This is a genomic window from Nitrobacter vulgaris (assembly GCF_031453995.1).
GTDB lineage: Bacteria > Pseudomonadota > Alphaproteobacteria > Rhizobiales > Xanthobacteraceae > Nitrobacter > Nitrobacter vulgaris.
The window spans coordinates 12672-31791 of the sequence record NZ_JAVDPZ010000037.1 but is presented as its reverse complement, the minus strand read 5'-3'; the positions used below and the strand labels follow the sequence as shown (position 1 = coordinate 31791).

Annotated in this window: 9 protein-coding genes; 2 read left to right on the top strand and 7 right to left on the bottom strand. The window is 59.6% G+C overall.

The annotated features are described in order from the left end of the window. Positions 1 to 389: 389 nt before the first annotated feature. Positions 390 to 2180: a SulP family inorganic anion transporter gene (locus tag GGQ85_RS17450; protein ID WP_079447192.1), complete on the bottom strand. Its 1791-nt coding sequence runs from the start codon at positions 2178 to 2180 to the stop codon at positions 390 to 392. A 14-nt stretch (positions 2181 to 2194) separates the two neighbouring features. Next, positions 2195 to 2485, bottom strand: a complete 291-nt coding sequence (locus tag GGQ85_RS17445) for a helix-turn-helix domain-containing protein (protein WP_374708917.1) — start codon at positions 2483 to 2485, stop codon at positions 2195 to 2197. Positions 2486 to 2765: 280 nt separating this feature from the next. Here GGQ85_RS17445 and GGQ85_RS17440 point away from each other — a divergent pair, with 280 nt between their 5' ends. Then, positions 2766 to 3218, top strand: coding sequence for a YdeI/OmpD-associated family protein (locus GGQ85_RS17440; RefSeq protein WP_309775600.1), 453 nt, complete (start codon positions 2766 to 2768; stop codon positions 3216 to 3218). Between the two features lie 395 nt (positions 3219 to 3613). Here the strand turns inward: GGQ85_RS17440 and GGQ85_RS17435 are convergent, their stop codons facing one another. Both GGQ85_RS17435 and GGQ85_RS17430 read right to left on the bottom strand, forming a co-directional pair. After that, a complete protein-coding gene (locus tag GGQ85_RS17435; protein WP_309775599.1) occupies positions 3614 to 4390 on the bottom strand; it encodes an HNH endonuclease in 777 nt (258 codons plus the stop codon). Next, positions 4387 to 5964, bottom strand: coding sequence for a chromosome segregation protein SMC (locus GGQ85_RS17430; protein ID WP_309775598.1), 1578 nt, complete (start codon positions 5962 to 5964; stop codon positions 4387 to 4389). The genes GGQ85_RS17435 and GGQ85_RS17430 overlap by 4 nt, the downstream gene beginning before the upstream one ends. Between GGQ85_RS17430 and GGQ85_RS17425 the strand changes: the two genes are divergently transcribed. Further along, a complete protein-coding gene (locus GGQ85_RS17425; protein ID WP_309775596.1) occupies positions 5965 to 6372 on the top strand; it encodes a hypothetical protein in 408 nt (135 codons plus the stop codon). On the opposite strand, the gene GGQ85_RS17420 is transcribed toward GGQ85_RS17425, so the two are convergent. From GGQ85_RS17420 to GGQ85_RS17410, 3 genes are read right to left on the bottom strand one after another with little or no spacing between them, the layout of a single operon-like run. After that, positions 6353 to 11170, bottom strand: a complete 4818-nt coding sequence (locus tag GGQ85_RS17420) for an Eco57I restriction-modification methylase domain-containing protein (protein ID WP_309775595.1) — start codon at positions 11168 to 11170, stop codon at positions 6353 to 6355. The genes GGQ85_RS17425 and GGQ85_RS17420 overlap by 20 nt on opposite strands. Continuing rightward, positions 11170 to 13956, bottom strand: coding sequence for a DEAD/DEAH box helicase (locus GGQ85_RS17415; RefSeq protein WP_309775594.1), 2787 nt, complete (start codon positions 13954 to 13956; stop codon positions 11170 to 11172). Before GGQ85_RS17415 ends, GGQ85_RS17420 begins: the two co-directional genes overlap by 1 nt. Next, complete coding sequence (locus tag GGQ85_RS17410; protein WP_309775593.1) at positions 13956 to 19103, bottom strand: DEAD/DEAH box helicase family protein; 5148 nt, start codon at positions 19101 to 19103, stop codon at positions 13956 to 13958. The genes GGQ85_RS17415 and GGQ85_RS17410 overlap by 1 nt, the downstream gene beginning before the upstream one ends. Positions 19104 to 19120: the final 17 nt, after the last annotated feature.

Here is a 19120-nt window from a genome sequence, read left to right as displayed (position 1 = left end):
TTCGCCGCCATGATCTGCTCCGTGACGAATCACGGAGCTCTATGAATCAGCGATCAAACCGATTGGGAATCCTGAATGTCGATCGGTTCTAGATCGTCGCGCGTGCGGAACCTGCTGGTCGATAAAGCATGGGCCGGGTGTGCGGACGCGTGCCCCTGCAAGGAGCCTCATCCGCCATGCTGAGTGTTTTGCGTACTATAGACACATCGGTGTCGTCGGGGGGTGATGGATGCAGCGCCTCCCGGTAGGACAACAATGATCCGTAGGGACGACAATGATGCCTTGCGTTAGATCGAAAACGTTCTGCCAGTCCGCAGCTAGGGCAACCTAGCCGCGTCCTGTCCTTTTATCACCTGCGCGGACATGCCGTCCCTGTCACCGGAGGCTGCTCACGTCAGCGCCTCCTCCTCTTCCTCTTCCGCCGCCGCATCGCGCCGCGCTACCCCGCTCTGCGCGAGCTTGCTATGCGTGCCCCTGCTATGCGCGACCCTGCTATGCGCGGCCTTGACGCCCTCAGCCAGATCGCTGCGAAATCGCACGTAAGGCGGCTTCACGCCATGGATCAGGAGCGTGCGCCGGATCGCCGGAGACGCTCCGGTAATATAGACGGGCGCTCGCCGGCGATGCGTTTTGTGCACAAAGCCCTCAATCGCTGCAGCTCCGGAGGAATCGATCACCGGCACGTCCGAGAAATCGATGACGTAGGCTTTCGGATGATCGCCAATACTGTCGAGCGCCGCACCGACATTCGCCGCCGCTCCGAAAAAGAACGCCCCGGAAATCCGGTGAACGGCCACATCGGGATCAGTGGCGAGGGCGACATCATACGCTTTCCGGCCATTGCCATTGACCCTGACCGACTCGTCCCCGTCGGTCAGCGAACGCGCGTTCTCGACTTCCACCATCTTCGCCATGCGATGCAGGAATAGGAGCGCCGCGATACCGAAGCCGACAAGAATGCCTTCGATGAGGCCACTGAAGATCACCAGCAAGAACGTAACCACCAATACCACCGCGTCGCTGCGCGAGGCACGCAGAAGCATTGCGAATGCGTGCCTTTCGGCCATGTTCCACGCGACCACGGCCAGCACGGCGCCGAGCGCGGCCAGCGGGATGTACGAAGCGAGTGGTGCGGCGACGAGCATGAACAGCAACAAAAACACCGCATGCAGCATGCCCGCGACCGGACCGTGCGCACCGGAGCGCACATTCGTCGCTGTGCGGGCGATCGTGCCGGTTACACAGAAGCCGCCAAAAAACGGGGAAACGATGTTGGCTATACCTTGCGCCACAAGCTCGCAGTTGGAACGGTGTCGCTCTCCGCTCATGGAGTCGGCCACCACCGCCGATAGCAGGCTCTCGATAGACCCCAGCAGCGCGAATGACAGGGCAGCGGGCAGCACCTCAGTGATCTTCTCCAGCGAGATCACGGGGAGCATGGGTGCTGGCAGCGTTTGGGGAATGCCACCGAAACGGGTGCCGATGGTCTCTACCGGCAGGCCGAGCAACCAAACCGCAACCGAGGCAACACCGACCGACATCAGCATCGCAGGCCAGTAGGGACGGAAGTAACGTATCGCGACGATCAACGCGATCGTCGGTACGGAGACGGCCACCGCCGCCGCGTTTATGGTCGGCAATGCCGCGCTAATGGCTGCCAGCTTGTGAATCAGCTCCCCAGGCTCTTTGCCCGCAAGAGTGAGACCGAGTAATTCGGTGAGTTGGCTGGCGAAGATGATCACGGAGATACCCGCCGTGAACCCAATCGTCACCGGAAACGGAATATATTTGATGAAGGTCCCGAGCCTCAGCAGTCCCACCACAAGCTGGACGACGCCCGCAATCACGGTGGCAAGGAGCAGTCCTTCCACGCCGTGAAGCGCGACGGTCGTGGCGACAAGGACGATGAACGCGCCCGCAGGGCCGCCGATCTGAAATCGGCTGCCGCCAAGAAACGAGACGATGAATCCGCCGATGATCGCAGTGTACAAGCCACGGTCCGGAGTCACGCCGGAGGCGATGGCGATCGCCATGGAAAGCGGCACCGCCACGATGGCGACGGTCAGCCCGGCGAGAACGTCTGCGCGGAAATCCCTAAAGTGGTAGCCTTCCCGGAGGACCGTGACGAGCTTGGGTGTAAATGCTTCAACAAAGGTCGGTTCAACCGATCGCGCAGTCATAGCCATCCCTTATTTTATGCCGCTTGATGAATGGAGGGATCATCCGGGGGCAGGCAGCTGCCGTCCGGTAATTTTTGCTTTTGGTTAGAATGTGTTATCGCCTGGTGGGGAGTCTGGGTGCGTGAAGCGGGCTCTGCATCCGTCCCCTCGCTTCTCGCGTTCTCGACGATTTTGGTGAGCGTGTGGACGACCCAATGCACGATCCCCTCGCTGGCCTCCATCCGCTCGATCATCGGCTGCGACACCGTGGACATCTCGACCAGTTGCTTCTGGTCGGTGCCGAGTAAGGCGCGGGCAGCACGCATTTGCGTGGAGGTGATCAGGCTCGCTCTCCCGGCTCAATGTACCCTATTTTACATTCGTAATGTATCTTACTTTACATTTGAAATATCAAGTACGACAAATAACCGCACCTTGTAGCAGATACCTTCGTCGCCCGGCTATTACTGCCCGCGCCGCCTCAATATCAGGCTGCGATTTTTCCACGACAGGTCAGCCTTCCTGACCGAGCCGGCGATGGACAATCAGCGCCCCAGCAGGAAAACCGGAGCAGACGCAACAACAGGGGGCGAGGCACCCCGCCACATGCCGCGGATCGACCGAGGTCGGGGGAAGACTTTACCGTGGACATTCTATCGTCCAGCAACCACCTCGGAAGCTGCCATTCTATTGGAGCGGGTGAACCAGGCGGCCAGCGGCACCGTTGGAGGTTGCATGGCGAACACTTTCCCACATGGCACTGTCCACGAAGCACGTGACGACCTTCAAGCAGCGTTGCGATCGGATCCAAAAGTCTTTGTGCTGTGGGAAAGCCTGACGCCGCTCGGTCGGAATGAGTTCATCTGCTGGGTGGATGATGCAAAACAACCAAAGACGCGCCAGAGTCGCATCGAGCGGACCTGTGACGAACTGTTGGAGGGCAAGAAACGGCCTTGCTGCTGGACAGGCTGCATTCATCGTACCGACAAAGCGCCGAGTCCATGGCAACAGGCAGTCTTGATTGATCGGCAGGGAAGGAAAGGCCGTAAACCGGCTTGAGCGCGGTCGCCAGCGCTCCACGATCCTTCACCTTGACGCACCGGGATCACGAGGTCTGACAATTCCTTGCCAGGCGAGAATCATTCCCACTCGATTGTTTAATACCATCACAAGCCATTGAAAAGACTAACAAAAGATCCGGCGGTGACGGGCAAAAGCCGACGCACGGGCCATCAAAAAGTTACGCTTTTGAATTCAAAGGGAAAATCGTCGGGAAAAAATTTTTGCGATTTCGCCATCTATCGACATCAATCGCCCAATGGTCACCTAATCGGCAGTCCGTAACGCACTCAAGGCGCTTCAAGAAGTACCGTCGCTCGAGCCTTATCACGCTTCGTCAAGCAGCGCCATTTATCGCTTCCGGACACCTGCGAGTGCTCCGCATTCCTGCTTGCCTAGCTCCGAACCCAGACGTGGTTGCGGTGGTAGGCGAGATAAGGTTGATTCTCGTCCCGTAGCGCCAACCGCAGTGTCTTTCCTATACCTAGCGCTTGATAGGCAGCGGCCTCCAACTGAGGCGAGGGTAAAACCGCGCCATCGTCGCCGAAGGTCACAAGCCCGGCGTCGAATGCGGCGTCCCACAGGGCTGACAGTAAAAGTCCGTTGTGCACGTCGAGCCGCTGCGCGTCGGTCGTGCAATCGGACCATGGGATCATGTGCGAGGCTCTCAGCAGTTCGGCACCGGAAATTCCGCTCAACGGACAGGTTCCGTTCCAGTATTCCATCAAGGCATCGCGAAAGATGTTCTGGCCAATCCTGAATTTTTGTGAGCGTTCGCCTTCGGTCTCGCCGAGACCCGCGATTGCTCTTTCATACTTCTCAAGCGGAAAGTTGGGCAAGCTGACTGACAGGCGGTACACCGTTTGGACCCCGGCATGCAGCTCATCACGCGTGGCAAACATGAAGGCCCCTGCGTGACCTTTGGCCCAAGGTGCCGCGGGTTGAGCCTCCAGTGCTCGCGCCACTCCCGGCAGCATCAAGGACAGAAAGAACGGACCGGAGGCGCTCGCGGCCGCAAGTCCGATCTCCCCAGGCGCACTGGCTGATCGGAAAAAGATCCATCCGCCTGCCTCTTCAGGGCCAATACGGTATCCATGCTCGTTCGCGGCATCGCGCAGCTCAGAAAGAAGGACGAAGGGATAAGCCAGAAGACGCCCTTCGGTGCTGCTCATAGGTCAACCCCGAGCAAGCGCTGCGCGGGCGGATCGCCATGCAATTTTAGCTGCAGGTAGGGACGTTCCCTGAACTCGGTTGGAGGTGCCGTGGTTGTCGTTACGATGTACTGAAACAGTGGCTTTCCGCCGACGCGCTCCAAATCCTGAACGATATCGAAGAGCCGTCCATAAATTGACAAGCCAAGATCGGCTTCACGTGGGCTGTCGTGAAGCAGAAATGGCGGCACACGTGTCGCGCCTTCGATGCTCACGCACATTGCAGCGAGGTCGAAAGCCAGAACCTTGAGAGAGTCGATCGCGGCTGTCCTGCGGTCGCCGCCCATGTCTACCGATAGATCAAGCCCGTTCCCGCTAAGGGTGATCCGGCCCTTTGCATCGTGGCCGACCAACCGTCGGACGATCGGGTCGAACTTCTCACTCATGCGTCCGAAAACCCGGGCCTGTTTGTCACGAAAGGCGCCCAGCCGTTCTCTCTCAGTCTCTAGTTTTGTGCCCAATTCGCGCAGACGCTTGACACCCGCCTCCTGCGTTTCGGAGAGCTCTGCAAGGCGCTCAACATCGTCTTGGAGCCTGCGGGCGGCGTACCAAGCGGACTCTCGGGCATCTCGGGCCTTCTCGATGTTCGTGACGTGATCGACGGATCGATCGAAGTGCTGCTTGGCCAGAGCAATCTGCGGCAAGAGCTTCGTCTGCCCTTGCCGCAGATCCTCAACTCGCTTCGCTTGGGAGTCGTGATCAGCTTGTCGTTGATTCCAACGCTGCCGGCAGGCGTCGGCATCAGGAACTTTGTGCGAGAGCTTGCAGCCCTCTGCCAGAGCGCGGTCGATGGGGACTTCGCAGATCGGGCAGATCGGGCTTTCAGCCTCGACTTTCGAATAGGAAAGCCCCGGCAACTCCCCGCGTATCATCGACAATGTGCGTTCTTCAGCGGGGATTAGTGCCTCGATACGGATACGTTCGCCTTCGAGGCGGGCCCATTCATTTCTCGCGGCCTCTCGTTGCACGCGTGCTGCGGCGAGTTCAGCGTCGCCGCCAGTCGGAATCTTACTTGCCGACGCCAAGCGCGTGCTGGCGGACCTGCGCATGAGGTCGATCAGCAATGGCATCTCTGGAAGCGACTGCTCCTCAAGGCCGAGCCCCGTAACGAGCCGGGTTTGCGTGCGTTCGATTTCCCACCGGCGATGGCCAATCTCCTGATCCAGGACTCGGCGCTCCTCGCTGAGGCTATTCACTTCGCCACGCGTGGTCTGTTCCTCGGGCGTGATCGCCATCAGAAACGAACGGAGCGCCTCAAGCCGTGGTCCCTTCTCCTGTCCGCTCGCGGGCATCGGTGAATCGGAGTCCGAGGTCGGCGATCGCCAGTCAAGGACATCGTCAAATCGACACTCTTGGTCCCGCGTAAGCCAGGCGAGCGCGACCGGCCAAATAGGCCCGTTTGCTTGCGGGCGAACCAATTGGGCAAGCGCGGTGGTGATGATTTGGTGATCGATCGCCTGGACGAACGGCTCCATTCCCGTTGAAGCGCCCTCACCAGCGGCGATCTCGTCGAGATTTCCGCCCGGTACAGCCATATGTCGCCGACGCACGCCAAGTGGGCGAACGATCGCCCAGCAGATTCCGTCCAGTATGACCTCGGCACCCACGATGCCGTTCAGGAATGCGGTGCCGATCCGATCACGCTGGGGCTCGGTGGCGAAGCGATCCTCGCCAAGGCAATAGCGGATAAGCCGGCAGAAAAGCGTTTTGCCGCTACCATGTCCGACGGCATTCGTTTGACCCGCCAAAGCGGCATCATCTGCTCCATCAGGGGACCAGACGATGTTCAGGCCAGGGCGAAGCTCGATGTCCCGCACCTTCTCCCCACCAGGCTCTTTCCATATGACAAGTCGTCGAACCCAAAGTCGCGGCCCTTCGAGCCCTTCAGCGGGGCTTACCGTCAGAAGCTGCGGGTCGAGAAGATCAGGCTGCCGCGGCATTGATCACCCACTGCTGTATGTCAGCGGGCAGCGAATCCACCGCCACGTCTAGGTTGATGTTCTCCAGAGCACCGAACACGAAGCCTGCACGACCGTCAGGCCATCCGGAAGTGTCGATGGCCTCCAAACCGGGACCAGATGCCCATGTCCCGCGCTGGAGATCCTCAACCAGCCGTCCGTTGCCGCGATGGTTTCGCAGAGCGGCGCCCCACGCTGTGTTGTTTCGCGCGACGAATGTCGTGACATTGCCGGCAAGGGGATCGGCTTCCGCCCCCACCAGGCGCTGCCATTCTGCCGCCTTGGCGGTCGACAGGAGCGGAGCAAGTAGGCGCGGCTCGATGGCGAACGCGGCGACAAGACGCACATCACGGATTGGCTTAGGACCGTCCATTGTCTTAAGAATCGCAGCCAAGACGGCGCCAACATCGCCCGGCTGCGATTGCGCCGTCCGAGCCCAGGCGTTGTCGGGTAAGGCATCTACAAGCAGCCTTGCACGAGATGTTCGAAGCTCGATCGGATTCGCCACCAAATGCGCGTTAGACAGCCGATCGTAGGCGTCAAGCACGAGACGCTGAGTACGAAATTCATTAAAGCGACGCTCTTCATTGGCTTTGAGCACACGAAAGGTCTCTGAGGGATAATCTCTGCCCTTCACGTCGCCTGGATCGAGCACATACCTCAGTTCGTCTCGAGAGAGGCCGTATTTAAGCGCATAGAAAGCATCGAGCTCTGCTCGCAAATCCATGCGGCGATCTTCGTGCCAACCGAACGCCGGTCCATCATACCCGAGATCCTCGGCCCAAGGACGCATCGCGTGACTGGTATACGAGAGTTCCAATACCCGTTGAGCTACAAAGTCCATGTCCTGGGATGAGAACGACGAGGGCGAAAGGACTGGAAACTGCTGAACGAAGTAGAAGCTGAGATTAGTTCCACCGACTTTCTGCCTTGCGGCGAAGTCCGCTGTTAAGGACGAGGCGTTTGCTAACAATACAGCGGTCGCCTTCGGATCGGCGACAACCGTGTTCCATAGAAAGATACTATCGCCTACGCCGACCTTGGGCAGGACACTCGGTATCCACGTTCTCTCGTCCGTAGTCCTGGCATTTCTGCGCCATCCCATGAGCCAACGTGGCTGTTTGCGAGTAAGTAGCGCAGCGGCAAGAGCGAGCGGATCACGCGAACCGTGACTCAAGAACTCGATATCTTCGGCAGTCAGCGGCGTTTCTCGCTGCATCTCCTTTCCGTTCCCAATGGTTCTTATTTCCATTGCGAAGCGATCGGCAGAGCTTCCTAAGATTGATCGCCAGCTGTGCTGACCCAATATCCGCGCTAGCTCGGATTCGTGGATTCTCTCCCCACTCGCGGCCCAGTATCCCACCAACCATTCTGTAAGGCTCTTAAGGACCCGATCCGCATTACCCTCCCGAAAACCTCGCTTGAGGCTCGCAGGAACCCGAGCCAGACCAACCCTCACATGCTCCTCTGGTACCCAATAACGTGGCGTGGTCTCGAAGTTTGGATTCTGCTTCTCAGCTGGCGTGCAATCCCGGGCCCCCTCCTCGTCATCAACCGATCCGCCGGCATAGGTTGCCCAGCGGTGATCGAAAAGATGAGTCATCTTAGCTTCGTAGAGCGGAACACGACGTTCGCTTGGAGGGCCGCCGCGGCGAATCCAATCCACTCCGTCGCGAATCCAACCTTCAGCTTCCAAGGCCTGCGCGGTCGCAAATAGATGCGAGTCGTTGGACATATGGAATAACGTTTGGAACGTGATCCCCCATGGGTTCGCGTCGCCGCCGCTCTCTTCGCTCCGTTGTTCGACTAGCACCGGCGCTCGAACATAGAGCTTTGCCGTTATGTCTGCATCCGCGCGCGACCGAAATACCGGTGCCGTCCTTGTGTTCGGATTTATACGCGCGATCTGACTAGATGTGAGTTTGAAACTCCGTCGAGGGTCATCGATGTCTTCAATATTCTCGATATCAAAGCAAAAGTCGGCGGCTCCCTCAGCTTCACCGATCATCAAGATACAGAACGCCTTCCGATCATCAGTGCCTTTGAACCAGCGCCGGATCTCGTAGAAGCTCAGAAGTTTCACCAAGCGTGAGTGCTCGATAAGCTCACCAAAGAAGGCCGAAGTAGAAAGATCAGTCGCAATTCCCGTGGGCACTATGACGCCGGCAAATCCGCGTGCGTTGGTCAATTGAAAGAAAAGCTCAGCAAATAACGCATAAGTGTTGACATCGCCTTTCCCCGTGAGGGGATACCTGCCGGCCGTCCGAACAAACTCACTGCTTGCCTCCGCGGTACGCTTGGCAAACTGGAAGTCGGCCCAAAGTTGGCCGTCAGGCGAATCTGGTTCGGCCTTCTCCAACTTCTTGATGAGCTTTTCACGCTCAGCCTTATTGCGAGCACCAGCGATGTCTGGTGAACGGGCTGCAAAGAACTCTTGCTCCTGTAGCTTAATGCGCTCCCAAGGCGGATTACCGATAACCACGTCAAACCCACGGCGGCCAGGGTCTGGGGCGTTGAAAATTCTTGGAAACTCGATGTGCCAGTGAAACGCGCGCACCACGTCGGAGGTCTTCCTCGCGCCATCCACCAGATGCTGCGGCACATCCCGGCCTCCGGCCGCATTCCACACGTGTCCGGTGATTGGCAGATCATCGAAACTCGACGCAGCTGAGGATTTTCGAGCAAAGTACGCAGCTGTATAAAGATAAGCGGCCACATAAAGATCGCTCGCCGACTTCAGCCGCTGCCAGTCGACCGATGCGCGCAACTCGTCAAATCCACGACTTTTCGCTTCTACCTGCCTCAGATCGTCTTCTGGTAAAGCGTGAAGTCTTTGGTCGGCGCGGGAGAGGCTTTCCGGAGGCCGCAGTTCGGACAGCAAGCCAGTCGCGCCTTTGCCATCTCGCTGTTGCTTATTGTACCGTCCGTATGCTCTGGCGGTTTCCTTATCATCGCCGGTAAGTGGCTTGTATGCTTCGTCAGGAACCCCTCTCTTCAACATTTCGATGTCAAAGACACCGATAAGGCTGTCTCCACAGCGGATATTACTGTCGAGGAAAGTAAGCGGCTTACCGGGCTCTACGCTTTCGATCCACATGGCTACCTTAGCCAACTCCACGGCCATTGGATTGCGATCCACCCCGTGGATGCAGTGGCTAGCGACATCGCGCATGGCTGCCGGGTAGTCTGGCGCTTCGCTGCTCCTCAGTAGCGCAACACGGCTTGCCATTCTGCGTGCCGCCCCAAGAAGAAAATGGCCGGAACCGCATGCTGGATCGATCACGGAAAGAGCGAGGATCGCCTCTGCACCGCCTTCGGCCTCGGCGCGTTCGAGAGCCGGATCGAGCACGCCATCAAGTAATGTCTGGACCAGGCTATCTGGCGTGTAATAGCTACCGCTCGTCTTTCGTGCGTTTCCGCGGGCCTCTGCACCGCCTACAAAGTAAAAACGACGACCGTTGTCTTCCCGGGTAGGCACCAGTTCAAGAAGGCCCTCATAAACCGATCCCAACTCCTCTGTCGCCATGTCGCGCCAGTTGATGCGGAGGCGCCGGCCGTCCTCAACCAGCCAGCTCAGCTGGAATATCGCGCGCAGAAATGCTCGATTTGGGAGCTTCAAATTATCTAAGTCGGATGTTCGCCCTTGAGCAAAAAGCGCCCCGAGAGGCGGCAAGCCCAAGAGGTGCTCCCCCCGCTGCAATCCTCGGAAGACGATCTTGGCCGCTTCCCACGCATCATGATGATGGTCGTGCGCCGATCGCCGAGTAGAACGTTCCCTCATGTGATTGAAACTGTAGGCAGAGGCGTACAGTTCTCGTGATGAGACCGATGCGTCGGGCGCATGAAGCAGATCACGATCCTCCGCCACGGCGAGAAAGATCAGTCTATATACAATGCGCAAAAGCTGTTCGAACCACCCGTGGATGTCGAGAACACCATCATCCAATTTGCTGCGGAGTTCAGGGTTGGCATCGAGAAAGCCTTGTCCAAGAGCTAGCAACGCCTCCTCAACGTTCTCTCTGAGTCTCTCACGCGCTGCGGTGCCCGCTTTAAGTCCGCTTTCACGCCACCTTTCTAATGCGCAGTCTACCGAAGAAGCCCCCTCGGCTCCAAAACGCGTTGCATGGATGAGCAGCCACGTTGCGGTGAAATCCGAGAACATCTCGTCGCGGAAAATCGCGCCCAGATCCGCTTCGATGTAGGTTGGGCGGGTGAAGCTGGCGTTGTCCCGCATGAGGCGGAGGCGGTCGCCGGCAAAGACCAGCCCCCATAAGAACTCGGAGTTCGCATTGAGCCAGTCCTGGAGCAACACGCTCGGCGAACGCCTCGGGATCGTGCCGCCATGATCGTCGCCAAGGTGCGGAAGCGATTTAGTGAACGCATCTGCTTCAGACAGAGGTGCGGCCACGACGACGGGCACCCTACCGCCCTTTGCCTCAAGGGTAATACGATAAGTATGACCATCCTGCTGGTGAAGATTTGGGCCGTGAAGGCCTTCAAACCCGAACGCCTCCTCAAGCAGGCTCTTAACAAAGGCGGTGGTCTGAATCTCGGTCGGCGCTGCTAATCTGGCGTAGGCCTGCCAATGCGCTTGGCCGATCCTGAAATAACGCGTGATCTCGTCACGCAGGTTCGTTCCTTTGGGGCAGCCATATTCCGCGGCTGCTTTCTGGTCTGGAGCGGTGGCGGCGATCACCGCAACCTGATCTGGAGAGATCAATCCTCCCTCGATCGAGACGGCAGTGAGCCCGATATTGGCAGCGCGCTTTAGATGCCGGGCCATCACTCGCCCTCCGGAAGGAGGACATAGAGACCGATGACGTCCGCTGGCAAAACAGGAACGACCTCGACCGTCGCCCCGCCGCGCGCGGCTTCCGTCAGCCGAAGATGGTCGGCAGAAAGCGCCGCTCCGCGTTCGGCTGCGAAGGCCTCTATTGCCGATTGGTAGCTCACCAGTCGTTCGTGAGCTCTCTGGAGCTGACGCGCAGCGGCGAGTTCATCAAGATTTCCGGTCGCCTCCGCCTCGAGAAGCTCAATGGCAGAATGTCCTTCGAGAATAGGCGCCGTAGCCAATCCGCCGAACGCGATCCCGGTCGCTTCCTCAGCCAGCAGCAGGCGGTTTGTGCGGCCGCTGGTGATAAGCTTGAAACGAAGGCGCAACAGCATCAATGTTGTCATCTGGGCGACGGCGCGGGTGCGCCAGGCGCCGCACCGGCCAAGGGGACGGAATGCTGCCCCTTCCGGATCTAGCGCCCCCTCCGCCAAGCTTTCTGCTAAACTCGCAACCAGTGGGTGGACACGGCCTAGGTGCGTCACACCCGGCGCCGGATCATCCTCAAAGCCAACCCGTCGCGTCCCACGCAGACCACGCGATTCTAAGCGTTCCTTGATGGCGTCAGGCATCGCATCCAGATGCACTAGATGATGTTGACCGGCCTTCTGCAGTGGCGCACCGGCGCGCTTCAAAGCACGTTCCGTGAAGCGCGCAACTTCAGTAGGGCCGCCGTTCAGCGCGCGCATCTGCCGCCACTCCGGCAGCACCTCATCGGGTTTCAGCGCACCTTGCGCATAGCGCGCGCGGCTTGCTTTCGCGTTTTCCTCAGCGTCCCGCCATTTGCTGTCGAGGCGCTCGCTTGAGAGGCCGAAATCGAAAGCCAACTGCTCTCGGTGTCCGCCGGCGCGAAGCATGAGCGCTTGCATGAGCGCGGAGGTCACGCCTTCGCTGTCTTCGGGCATCGGAACCGAAATGCCCGTCGCCTTACGAATGGCGTCCGCTTTCCGCAGGATGACCTGTAAGACTGCGCCATCGATCGCACTGTTGTCGCCGAAGATCGTCACGGAACGGACGACCGGCGAACGCTGACCAAATCGGTCGACACGACCTTCGCGCTGCTGATGACGGGTCGGATTCCAGCTCAGATCGTAATGTACGACGGCATCGAACAGCGCTTGCAAATTGATGCCCTCGGACAGGCAGTCCGTCGCGACGAGGATTCGGCTCTCGGAGTCTTCGAGCCGATCGATGCGCGTCCGCCGCTCTTCGGGCGGCAGGCGCCCTGTCACTACCGCTACGTCAGCCTTTGGCCAGACGCGCTTGACCTCTTCGCCCAGCGCCTCCGCCGTTGCGATGAACCGGCAGAAGATGACCGGTTTGGCTCCTTCCTTAAGCAGCCCTTTTAGAACCTTCAGCAGCCGTGCCACCTTGGGATCCTCGCCACGGCGGCGATCAAGGGTCTCTGCAATCGCGATTAGCTCGGCGAGTTCACCACGCTCTTCGGCGCTCGCGCTGGCCGTGCCGGGCTCCACGTCGCCTTGGTCGAGCAGGCCTTCATCTTCGTCGAAGACAACGGGCTGCATCGCCTCTTCGTCCGCCACTCCGGAAAGGCGATTGCGCAGCGCATTTGTTGCAGCCGCCGGCGAGGAGCCGACGCATCGCATGAGCGCGAGCGTCCCCCAAAAAGCGAGCCGTCGACTGCGCTGGTCAGCACCGGCGCGCTGCGTAACAGCAAGACAATAGTCCAGAACGCGATCATGGAAGGCGCCGAACTCGCCGCTGAGACTGAAAGGCTCATCCTTCACCTGGTGAACAGCGAAAGTCCGCTTCTCGTGCCAACCGGACTCCGTAATATCGGGCCGGCGGCGCTGGACATAATGTTGAGCGAGGCGGCGTGCATACCGCGCGCGCGCATTCTCATCGCCTTGGGGTCCTCCCGCGAAGTCCGGGCTAATGAGGCCTAGCAGACGATCGAACGCCGCTTCATCACCACTGTGCGGCGTTGCCGTCAGCAGCAGCATGTGGCGTTCATCATCGGAGGCGAGGCGTTCGAGAAGCTCGAAACGCTGATGTCTGCCGCGATCTCCGCCGATACAGGCATGCGCTTCATCAACGATGACAAGGGACGGGCACGCCCGGGCAAATTCGTCGCGGCGACTGTCAGCCTTGATATAGTCGAGGCTGACGACAGTGTGCGGATAAGCTTCAAACAGGCTTTGAGCCGCAGGAAGACCACGCTCCAGGCTGCGCGCCCTGGCCGACGTCACGGCGACAGCGTCAATGTCGAACTTCTCTGCAAGCTCACTCACCCATTGCTCGACGAGATGGGGCGGACACAGCACGGAGAAGCGGTCGATCAGACCACGGTCGAGCATCTCGCGGACGATCAATCCCGCCTCGATCGTCTTGCCGATTCCCACATCGTCGGCGATCAGCAACCGCACCACCGGGAGCTTCAAGGCCATCATCAGCGGCACGAGCTGATAGGCGCGCGGTTCCACGCCGAGATGCGCAGCGCTTCGGAACGGGCCGGCGCCTCGGCGAAGCGACAGACGCAGCGCATCCGCTAGCAACCGCGCACCGTCCTGGGTGTCTCGCCGCTCGGGTGTTGGTGGAGCAAATCGCGCAGGCCTGACGGGATTGACTTCAAGCGCGAGCGCAATCCGTTGCGCATCGGCCTCCGAACCCGACAAGGGCCGCACATTGAGGATGTCGTCATCCGGAGACGGAAGGACGACCCATTCGCGTCCCCGCGCCTCGACAAGGTCCCCCGGTGAAAATCTGACCGCTTCCACTACGCCGCCCCCAACAACTCAACCAATTCCCTCGGCGCGGCTTCGCCAGGCACCTCGGGAAGCTCGACGACATCCACCCCCAAGTCGGCGCATGCCGCAGCAAGCCTGTCAGGTGCACGACCTGATACCGCGAGCACCTGAAAGCTTGGCCAATAAAGCTCGTATAAAGTGCCGTCGACCTTGCGCGGGGATGGTGCTGGCAATCCCCACCGGCCTATCGCACCAAGCCAGCCGCTTAAGGTCTCTGCCGGTCCAGCGGTCATCGGCTCAGGCTCGGCGAGCTGGCAGAGAAAAGCCGTGACCTCCACGTCGCGACGATCAATCAGATTATGGTCTGGCTGGTTGAAGTATGAGAGCAGGCAGCGATAGCACCCCGCGACGCAGGCATCGGACCGCTCCTTGAGTTCGCCTCCTTCCGGGTGGAAGTCATAGTGCATAAGATCGAGCGCCTGACGTGCGATCTCCGCCATCCGGCGAGGATCCGAGACGAGGCGGTTTAGAACCCCCGCTCCCCCCTCAGTCGCCTCATAAAGCAGGATTGCCTTGCGGTCCTCGCGCGCAGGCAGCGGCTCGCCCAAAAGCTCGCCTTCTTCAAGCTCGGCAACAATCTGGATGCCTCGCAGAAGAGCGTGCTGCAGGGTTGCCATCTGCCGCTCGTCAAAATTTGCAAGCGGCCGTACCAGAAGCGCGTTCTTATGGTCCTCGACGATCGGCACGATCCGTTGCGACTTAGGGATCGTGACGTCCATGTCGTCATCATCCCCGCCGTTGAGCGTATCCTTGACCCATCGGCCTGACGTCGGATCGATGCAGAACCCGTTTATCGACTTTGACTTCCGACGCCGAAGCCCCTTGTTGACGCGCGATAGCTTCGCGCGCGCGCCATAATCGAGAAGCAGCAATGGCCCTGCCTCCGAACGCAAGGTGAGCGTGCGGATATCGGGAACGCCCTTTTCGAATTGCCATTGGAAAACGGTCTGGATCTCAAAGCCGCGCCTTTGCCGGTCTTCATCATTCGCCGTGATCCGAGATGATGGCGCGGTTTCGACATTGTCGATCCGATAGACATTGTCGAGCCGATCCACACCGGCCAACGACGCGCCGCAGGCGTGGCATCGTTCGAGCTTGTCATCAGGGTGAGCCGCTCCGCATTCGCCGCACAGGATGAGGCTGGTGGTTGCCAGTTTGCCATCGTCGAGGCGACCGTGCGCCGGCAGCTTCGCCCGGACAACTCGGTAGGCGCGCCCCTCGTGATAAATCAGGCTGTTGGGACCGAACTCGGAAATGGCGAGAAAACGCGGCCTTTGCAGGACGGCCGCACGTTTGGTCGCAGGGATGAAAGCGTAGAGCGGGAGACGCGGGAAGTTGTATCCCGGCAGAAATCCTTCGGTCGCCAGATATCGATAAGTGTAAAAATCGGAGCCGTTCGAAGCCTGTCCGCGCTCAAGCATGTCAAGTTCTTCAGTCGCCCGGAAATGACGGCGCGCGGCCTCTTTGCGTTCACCCGGTTTGAAGGACGTCTTCTGCTGAATTTGATGCGCCTCATCCTGCTCACGGCGTGCGCTTCGGTAGAGCTCCCGCCACCGACTGAAGCTGCCTGCGAAATTCTGCGCCGCTTCCCGGTTGGTCTCATCGACGAAGGCATCGATATCGGCCAGCCACGGCGCATCGGCCAACTCGACCGCGCTGACAGTCTGCTCCAGAAGGCACCGCATCGTCGGCTTTGCAGCTCCGCTCGCGGCAAGCTTTTCGAACGCCGCTTGGATTGGATCGGAGATTGGCATCTCCGGTGTTGCCATGTTCAAATTTTCAGGGATGGACGGCTTCAGCGGCACCACGGCCGCCGCCAGCCATTCGGCATGGAGATGGCTCCGCAGCAGATCGCGATTGGCAAGATCGAGGGCTGGCGGCTTCACCACGCCGGCGACAAGCCCTTGACGATTGTTGAAGTAATATTGGTCGTGGGGGGACTGGGCAGCACAATAGGTGACGACCAGCGCTGCTTGACCGCTGCGGCCGGCGCGACCGGCTCGTTGCACGTAGTTTGCCGGTGTTGGCGGTGCATTCCGGAGAAAGACAGCGTTCAGCGCGCTGATATCAACACCGAGCTCCATCGTCGGTGAACAGAACAGCGCCGGAAGGAAACTGGCGGGTTCGCCCTCCTGACGCATTTCGTCCCGGTTCTGGGCAATCCTTTCAATATCTGATTTCCCGAACCGAAACCGATCTTCTCGCCAGGCACGAACTTTCTGGTCGACCTGGGCGGTGTGCTCCCGAGCCTCGAAGGCGAAAGGCAGGTTGCCCTCCTGCCCAAGCATCTCGGCGACATCCTCGTAGAGCGTGCGGAAAAACGGATTTTCGCGTTTCCCGTCGGCCCTCTTGGTCGCGGGAAAGAGGCGCAAAGCAGTCGACGACAGGCGCCACGCAGGAGCGTCTCCACCGGTAACCACCCGCCGGACGACCTGGTGATTTTCGGCAGCACGCAGGAGTGTGGCGATAACATCGTCATATTCTTTAACGGGAAGCGGCTCGCCCCACAGATCCTTACTGCGCAGGCTCTTACCCAACGCCGTCCGCCAGCCGGCCCGCACGATCAGTACATCTTCCGCAGCGCTAATCTCCGCCTTGCTCGGCGGATCAATCATTAGGAATCCGGCCTGCCGCAGTTCCTGTTCTTCGTTTTGATCGATCAGCCAGGGATCGCGCAGGTGATTTCTGGACGTCTCGGCGACCTGCAATATCCGCTGGCGATCCAACGCTTCGGTGGCAATCGCAAGGCCGCGACGCATATAATCGAAGAGCAGCGTGAAGAGTCTGGCCCGCAATTGGGGTGTGCTCGCCGCCAGCCGCGGATTACCAGCGAACTCTTCGTCGTCGCCCGCCAGCTCACCCAGTCCGGGAAACCGCACCTCGACGAGGCCCGCTTCTTCGAGATTGGGGTTTGTGAAACGCCAACCCTTCCGAAGATCCGCCCATACGCGATGTGCCAGGATCGAGGTTAGCACTTCCTCGGCCGCCTGCCGGTTGTGGAATCCCTTTACGCGCGGATCGGCCATCCAATCGGAGAGCCGGTCAGATTCCTCCAGATCGAAACCAAGCGCCTTGCGAACAGCTTCTCCGAACCGAACGTCCGCGAGGCCCTTCGTACCTGCGTCCCGCACGGCACGTAAGATACCGCCACGAAGCAAGCTGACGAAGATGAAATCATTGAAATGCCCAGCCTGAAGGGCCGCATCCTGCCGATTGTCTGTAAAGCCCAGAAGCTTCCGTGTGCTTTCCTCAAGCGTGCCGTCGGCCTCCATCCACGCCAGGATGGTGGAGACGATGAGCGTCGTCGCTGAACTACGGCCTTCAGCCGACAGACCCGCCAGCTTGTTGATGTCGCGTGCCTGTTGCGGCGGCTGATGGCGGCAATGGGGGCAGAAGCGATATTTGCCGCCGAAGAACCATGCTGGCACCCCATCGTCGCCGAGCGACCCATCAGGCTTCACAAAGAGGAGTTGTCCCTCGTGCTTGCCACGATGCCCTCCTTTAAGGCGCTCTTGTCCGGCCGGCGTCGTTTCCTGCCAATCATCTGGATAGTCAGCGACAGCGCCCCCGAACTGAAAATCGGCATTGACCGCGGGAATTAGGAAGCCGGTTCGCGAGCCGTCTGGTTCGGGGTCTTCACTCGCCGGCTCATCGATGGCGCGCGCTAGAACGCGGATACCATCAAACGCATTTTCAATGCGCACGCTATGGTGTTCTTGGCCACATTCCCGGCAAAAGAAGACCGGATATAAGCGTGCATTCGGATCGGAGGGGTGGAAGACTTGCCCTTCCAACACGACACGCCGGCCGGTGGTGGGTTCGATCGTTGCGTAGGCATGCCCAGCGCCGGAAATAAAGCGATGAAGCTTAAACGCCAGAAATGCGCGGTCACTGACGCCGCCGCGAAGATCTTCGCGGCGGCCCATCAAAGACAGCATTCCGGCAAGAGCGCTCCTGCATTCCTCAGGGAGGATCTTTGTCTGAGCCGCTAGTTTGGCAGTCGCATCGCTCAACGTCATAGGCGGGCGACGCCGCAATTTTTCGCCTTCAGACAGTCCAATCTCAGTCTCGATCCAGCAGGCGAGCGGATTGCCGTACAGCTCCTTATCCGTGAGCGTAGCCGGGATAGGCGCTCGGATTGCATCCACGAGGGATGCTCCGAGGCTCGTGCTTTTGATGTTGGGGTCCGTTGCCCGTGCGAGGTTCTCGTCAATGATCGAGGCTGAACTCAGTTCTTCGCCAAAAATGAGCTTTCCGACGCGAGCAACAGCACTTGCTCGCTCAATCTCGTCCTGCGCACTCGACATCGTCGCTGACGTACCGATGCAAAGCAGCTTACGCTCTTTGACAAGGCGGTCTTTGACGCGACGCACCAGCATCGCGACGTCCGCGCCCTGGCGGCCGCGATATGTGTGCAGCTCGTCCAGGACCAGGAAATCCAAGCCGTGCGCATTGGCGATGACGGCACGATCGAGCTCGTCCTGACGCGTCATGAGCAATTCGAGCATCATGAAGTTCGTGAGCAAAATGTCGGGTTTGGCCTTGGCGATGGCTTGTCGATCCGCATCGCTCTCCTGGCCTGTATAGCGGCCAAAGGTCGGGCGTAACTCCTCTTCCACCCCTGAGCCGCCGATGAACTTTTCAAGCTCTTCAAGTTGGCTGTTGGCCAACGCGTTCATGGGATAAATGATGATCGCGCGCGTCCGCTGCGCCTCGCCTGCGCGCCGTGCGCGCACGACTGCATCGACGATCGGCAGGAAGAAGCAGAGCGATTTTCCGGACCCCGTACCGGTTGTGACGATGAAACTCTCACCATTGCGCGCTTTCGCGACAGCACGCTCCTGGTGACGGTGAAGCTTGATCGGCGCCCGATCCGGACCGCTGGCGAATATCTTGCTGAGGGCCGGATCCAACACACCTTGAGCGACAAGCTGATCGATAGAATGACCGGCTTCGAAATGCGGATTGATGGTGATGAGGGGCTCTGGCCAAAAACGCTGCTCATTATATGCAGCATCGACCTGGGCGCGGATTTCCGGCGCGTGGATCTCTGAAAAGGAGCGCGCGAACGATTCGTATCGCTCTATCAACGCTTGATCGAGATGGAATATATCCACGACGCCCCCTTCAGTCT

What these genes read in the sequence shown, in the direction of transcription:
- GGQ85_RS17440 (WP_309775600.1), top strand. Translation starts at nt 2,766, where the DNA reads ATGCCGCGGATCGACCGAGGTCGGGGGAAGACTTTACCGTGGACATTC.
- GGQ85_RS17430 (WP_309775598.1), bottom strand. Translation starts at nt 5,964, where the DNA reads ATGGCTGTACCGGGCGGAAATCTCGACGAGATCGCCGCTGGTGAGGGC.
- GGQ85_RS17420 (WP_309775595.1), bottom strand. Translation starts at nt 11,170, where the DNA reads ATGGCCCGGCATCTAAAGCGCGCTGCCAATATCGGGCTCACTGCCGTC.
- GGQ85_RS17450 (WP_079447192.1), bottom strand. Translation starts at nt 2,180, where the DNA reads ATGACTGCGCGATCGGTTGAACCGACCTTTGTTGAAGCATTTACACCC.
- GGQ85_RS17435 (WP_309775599.1), bottom strand. Translation starts at nt 4,390, where the DNA reads ATGAGCAGCACCGAAGGGCGTCTTCTGGCTTATCCCTTCGTCCTTCTT.
- GGQ85_RS17425 (WP_309775596.1), top strand. Translation starts at nt 5,965, where the DNA reads ATGTCGCCGACGCACGCCAAGTGGGCGAACGATCGCCCAGCAGATTCC.
- GGQ85_RS17445 (WP_374708917.1), bottom strand. Translation starts at nt 2,485, where the DNA reads ATGCGTGCTGCCCGCGCCTTACTCGGCACCGACCAGAAGCAACTGGTC.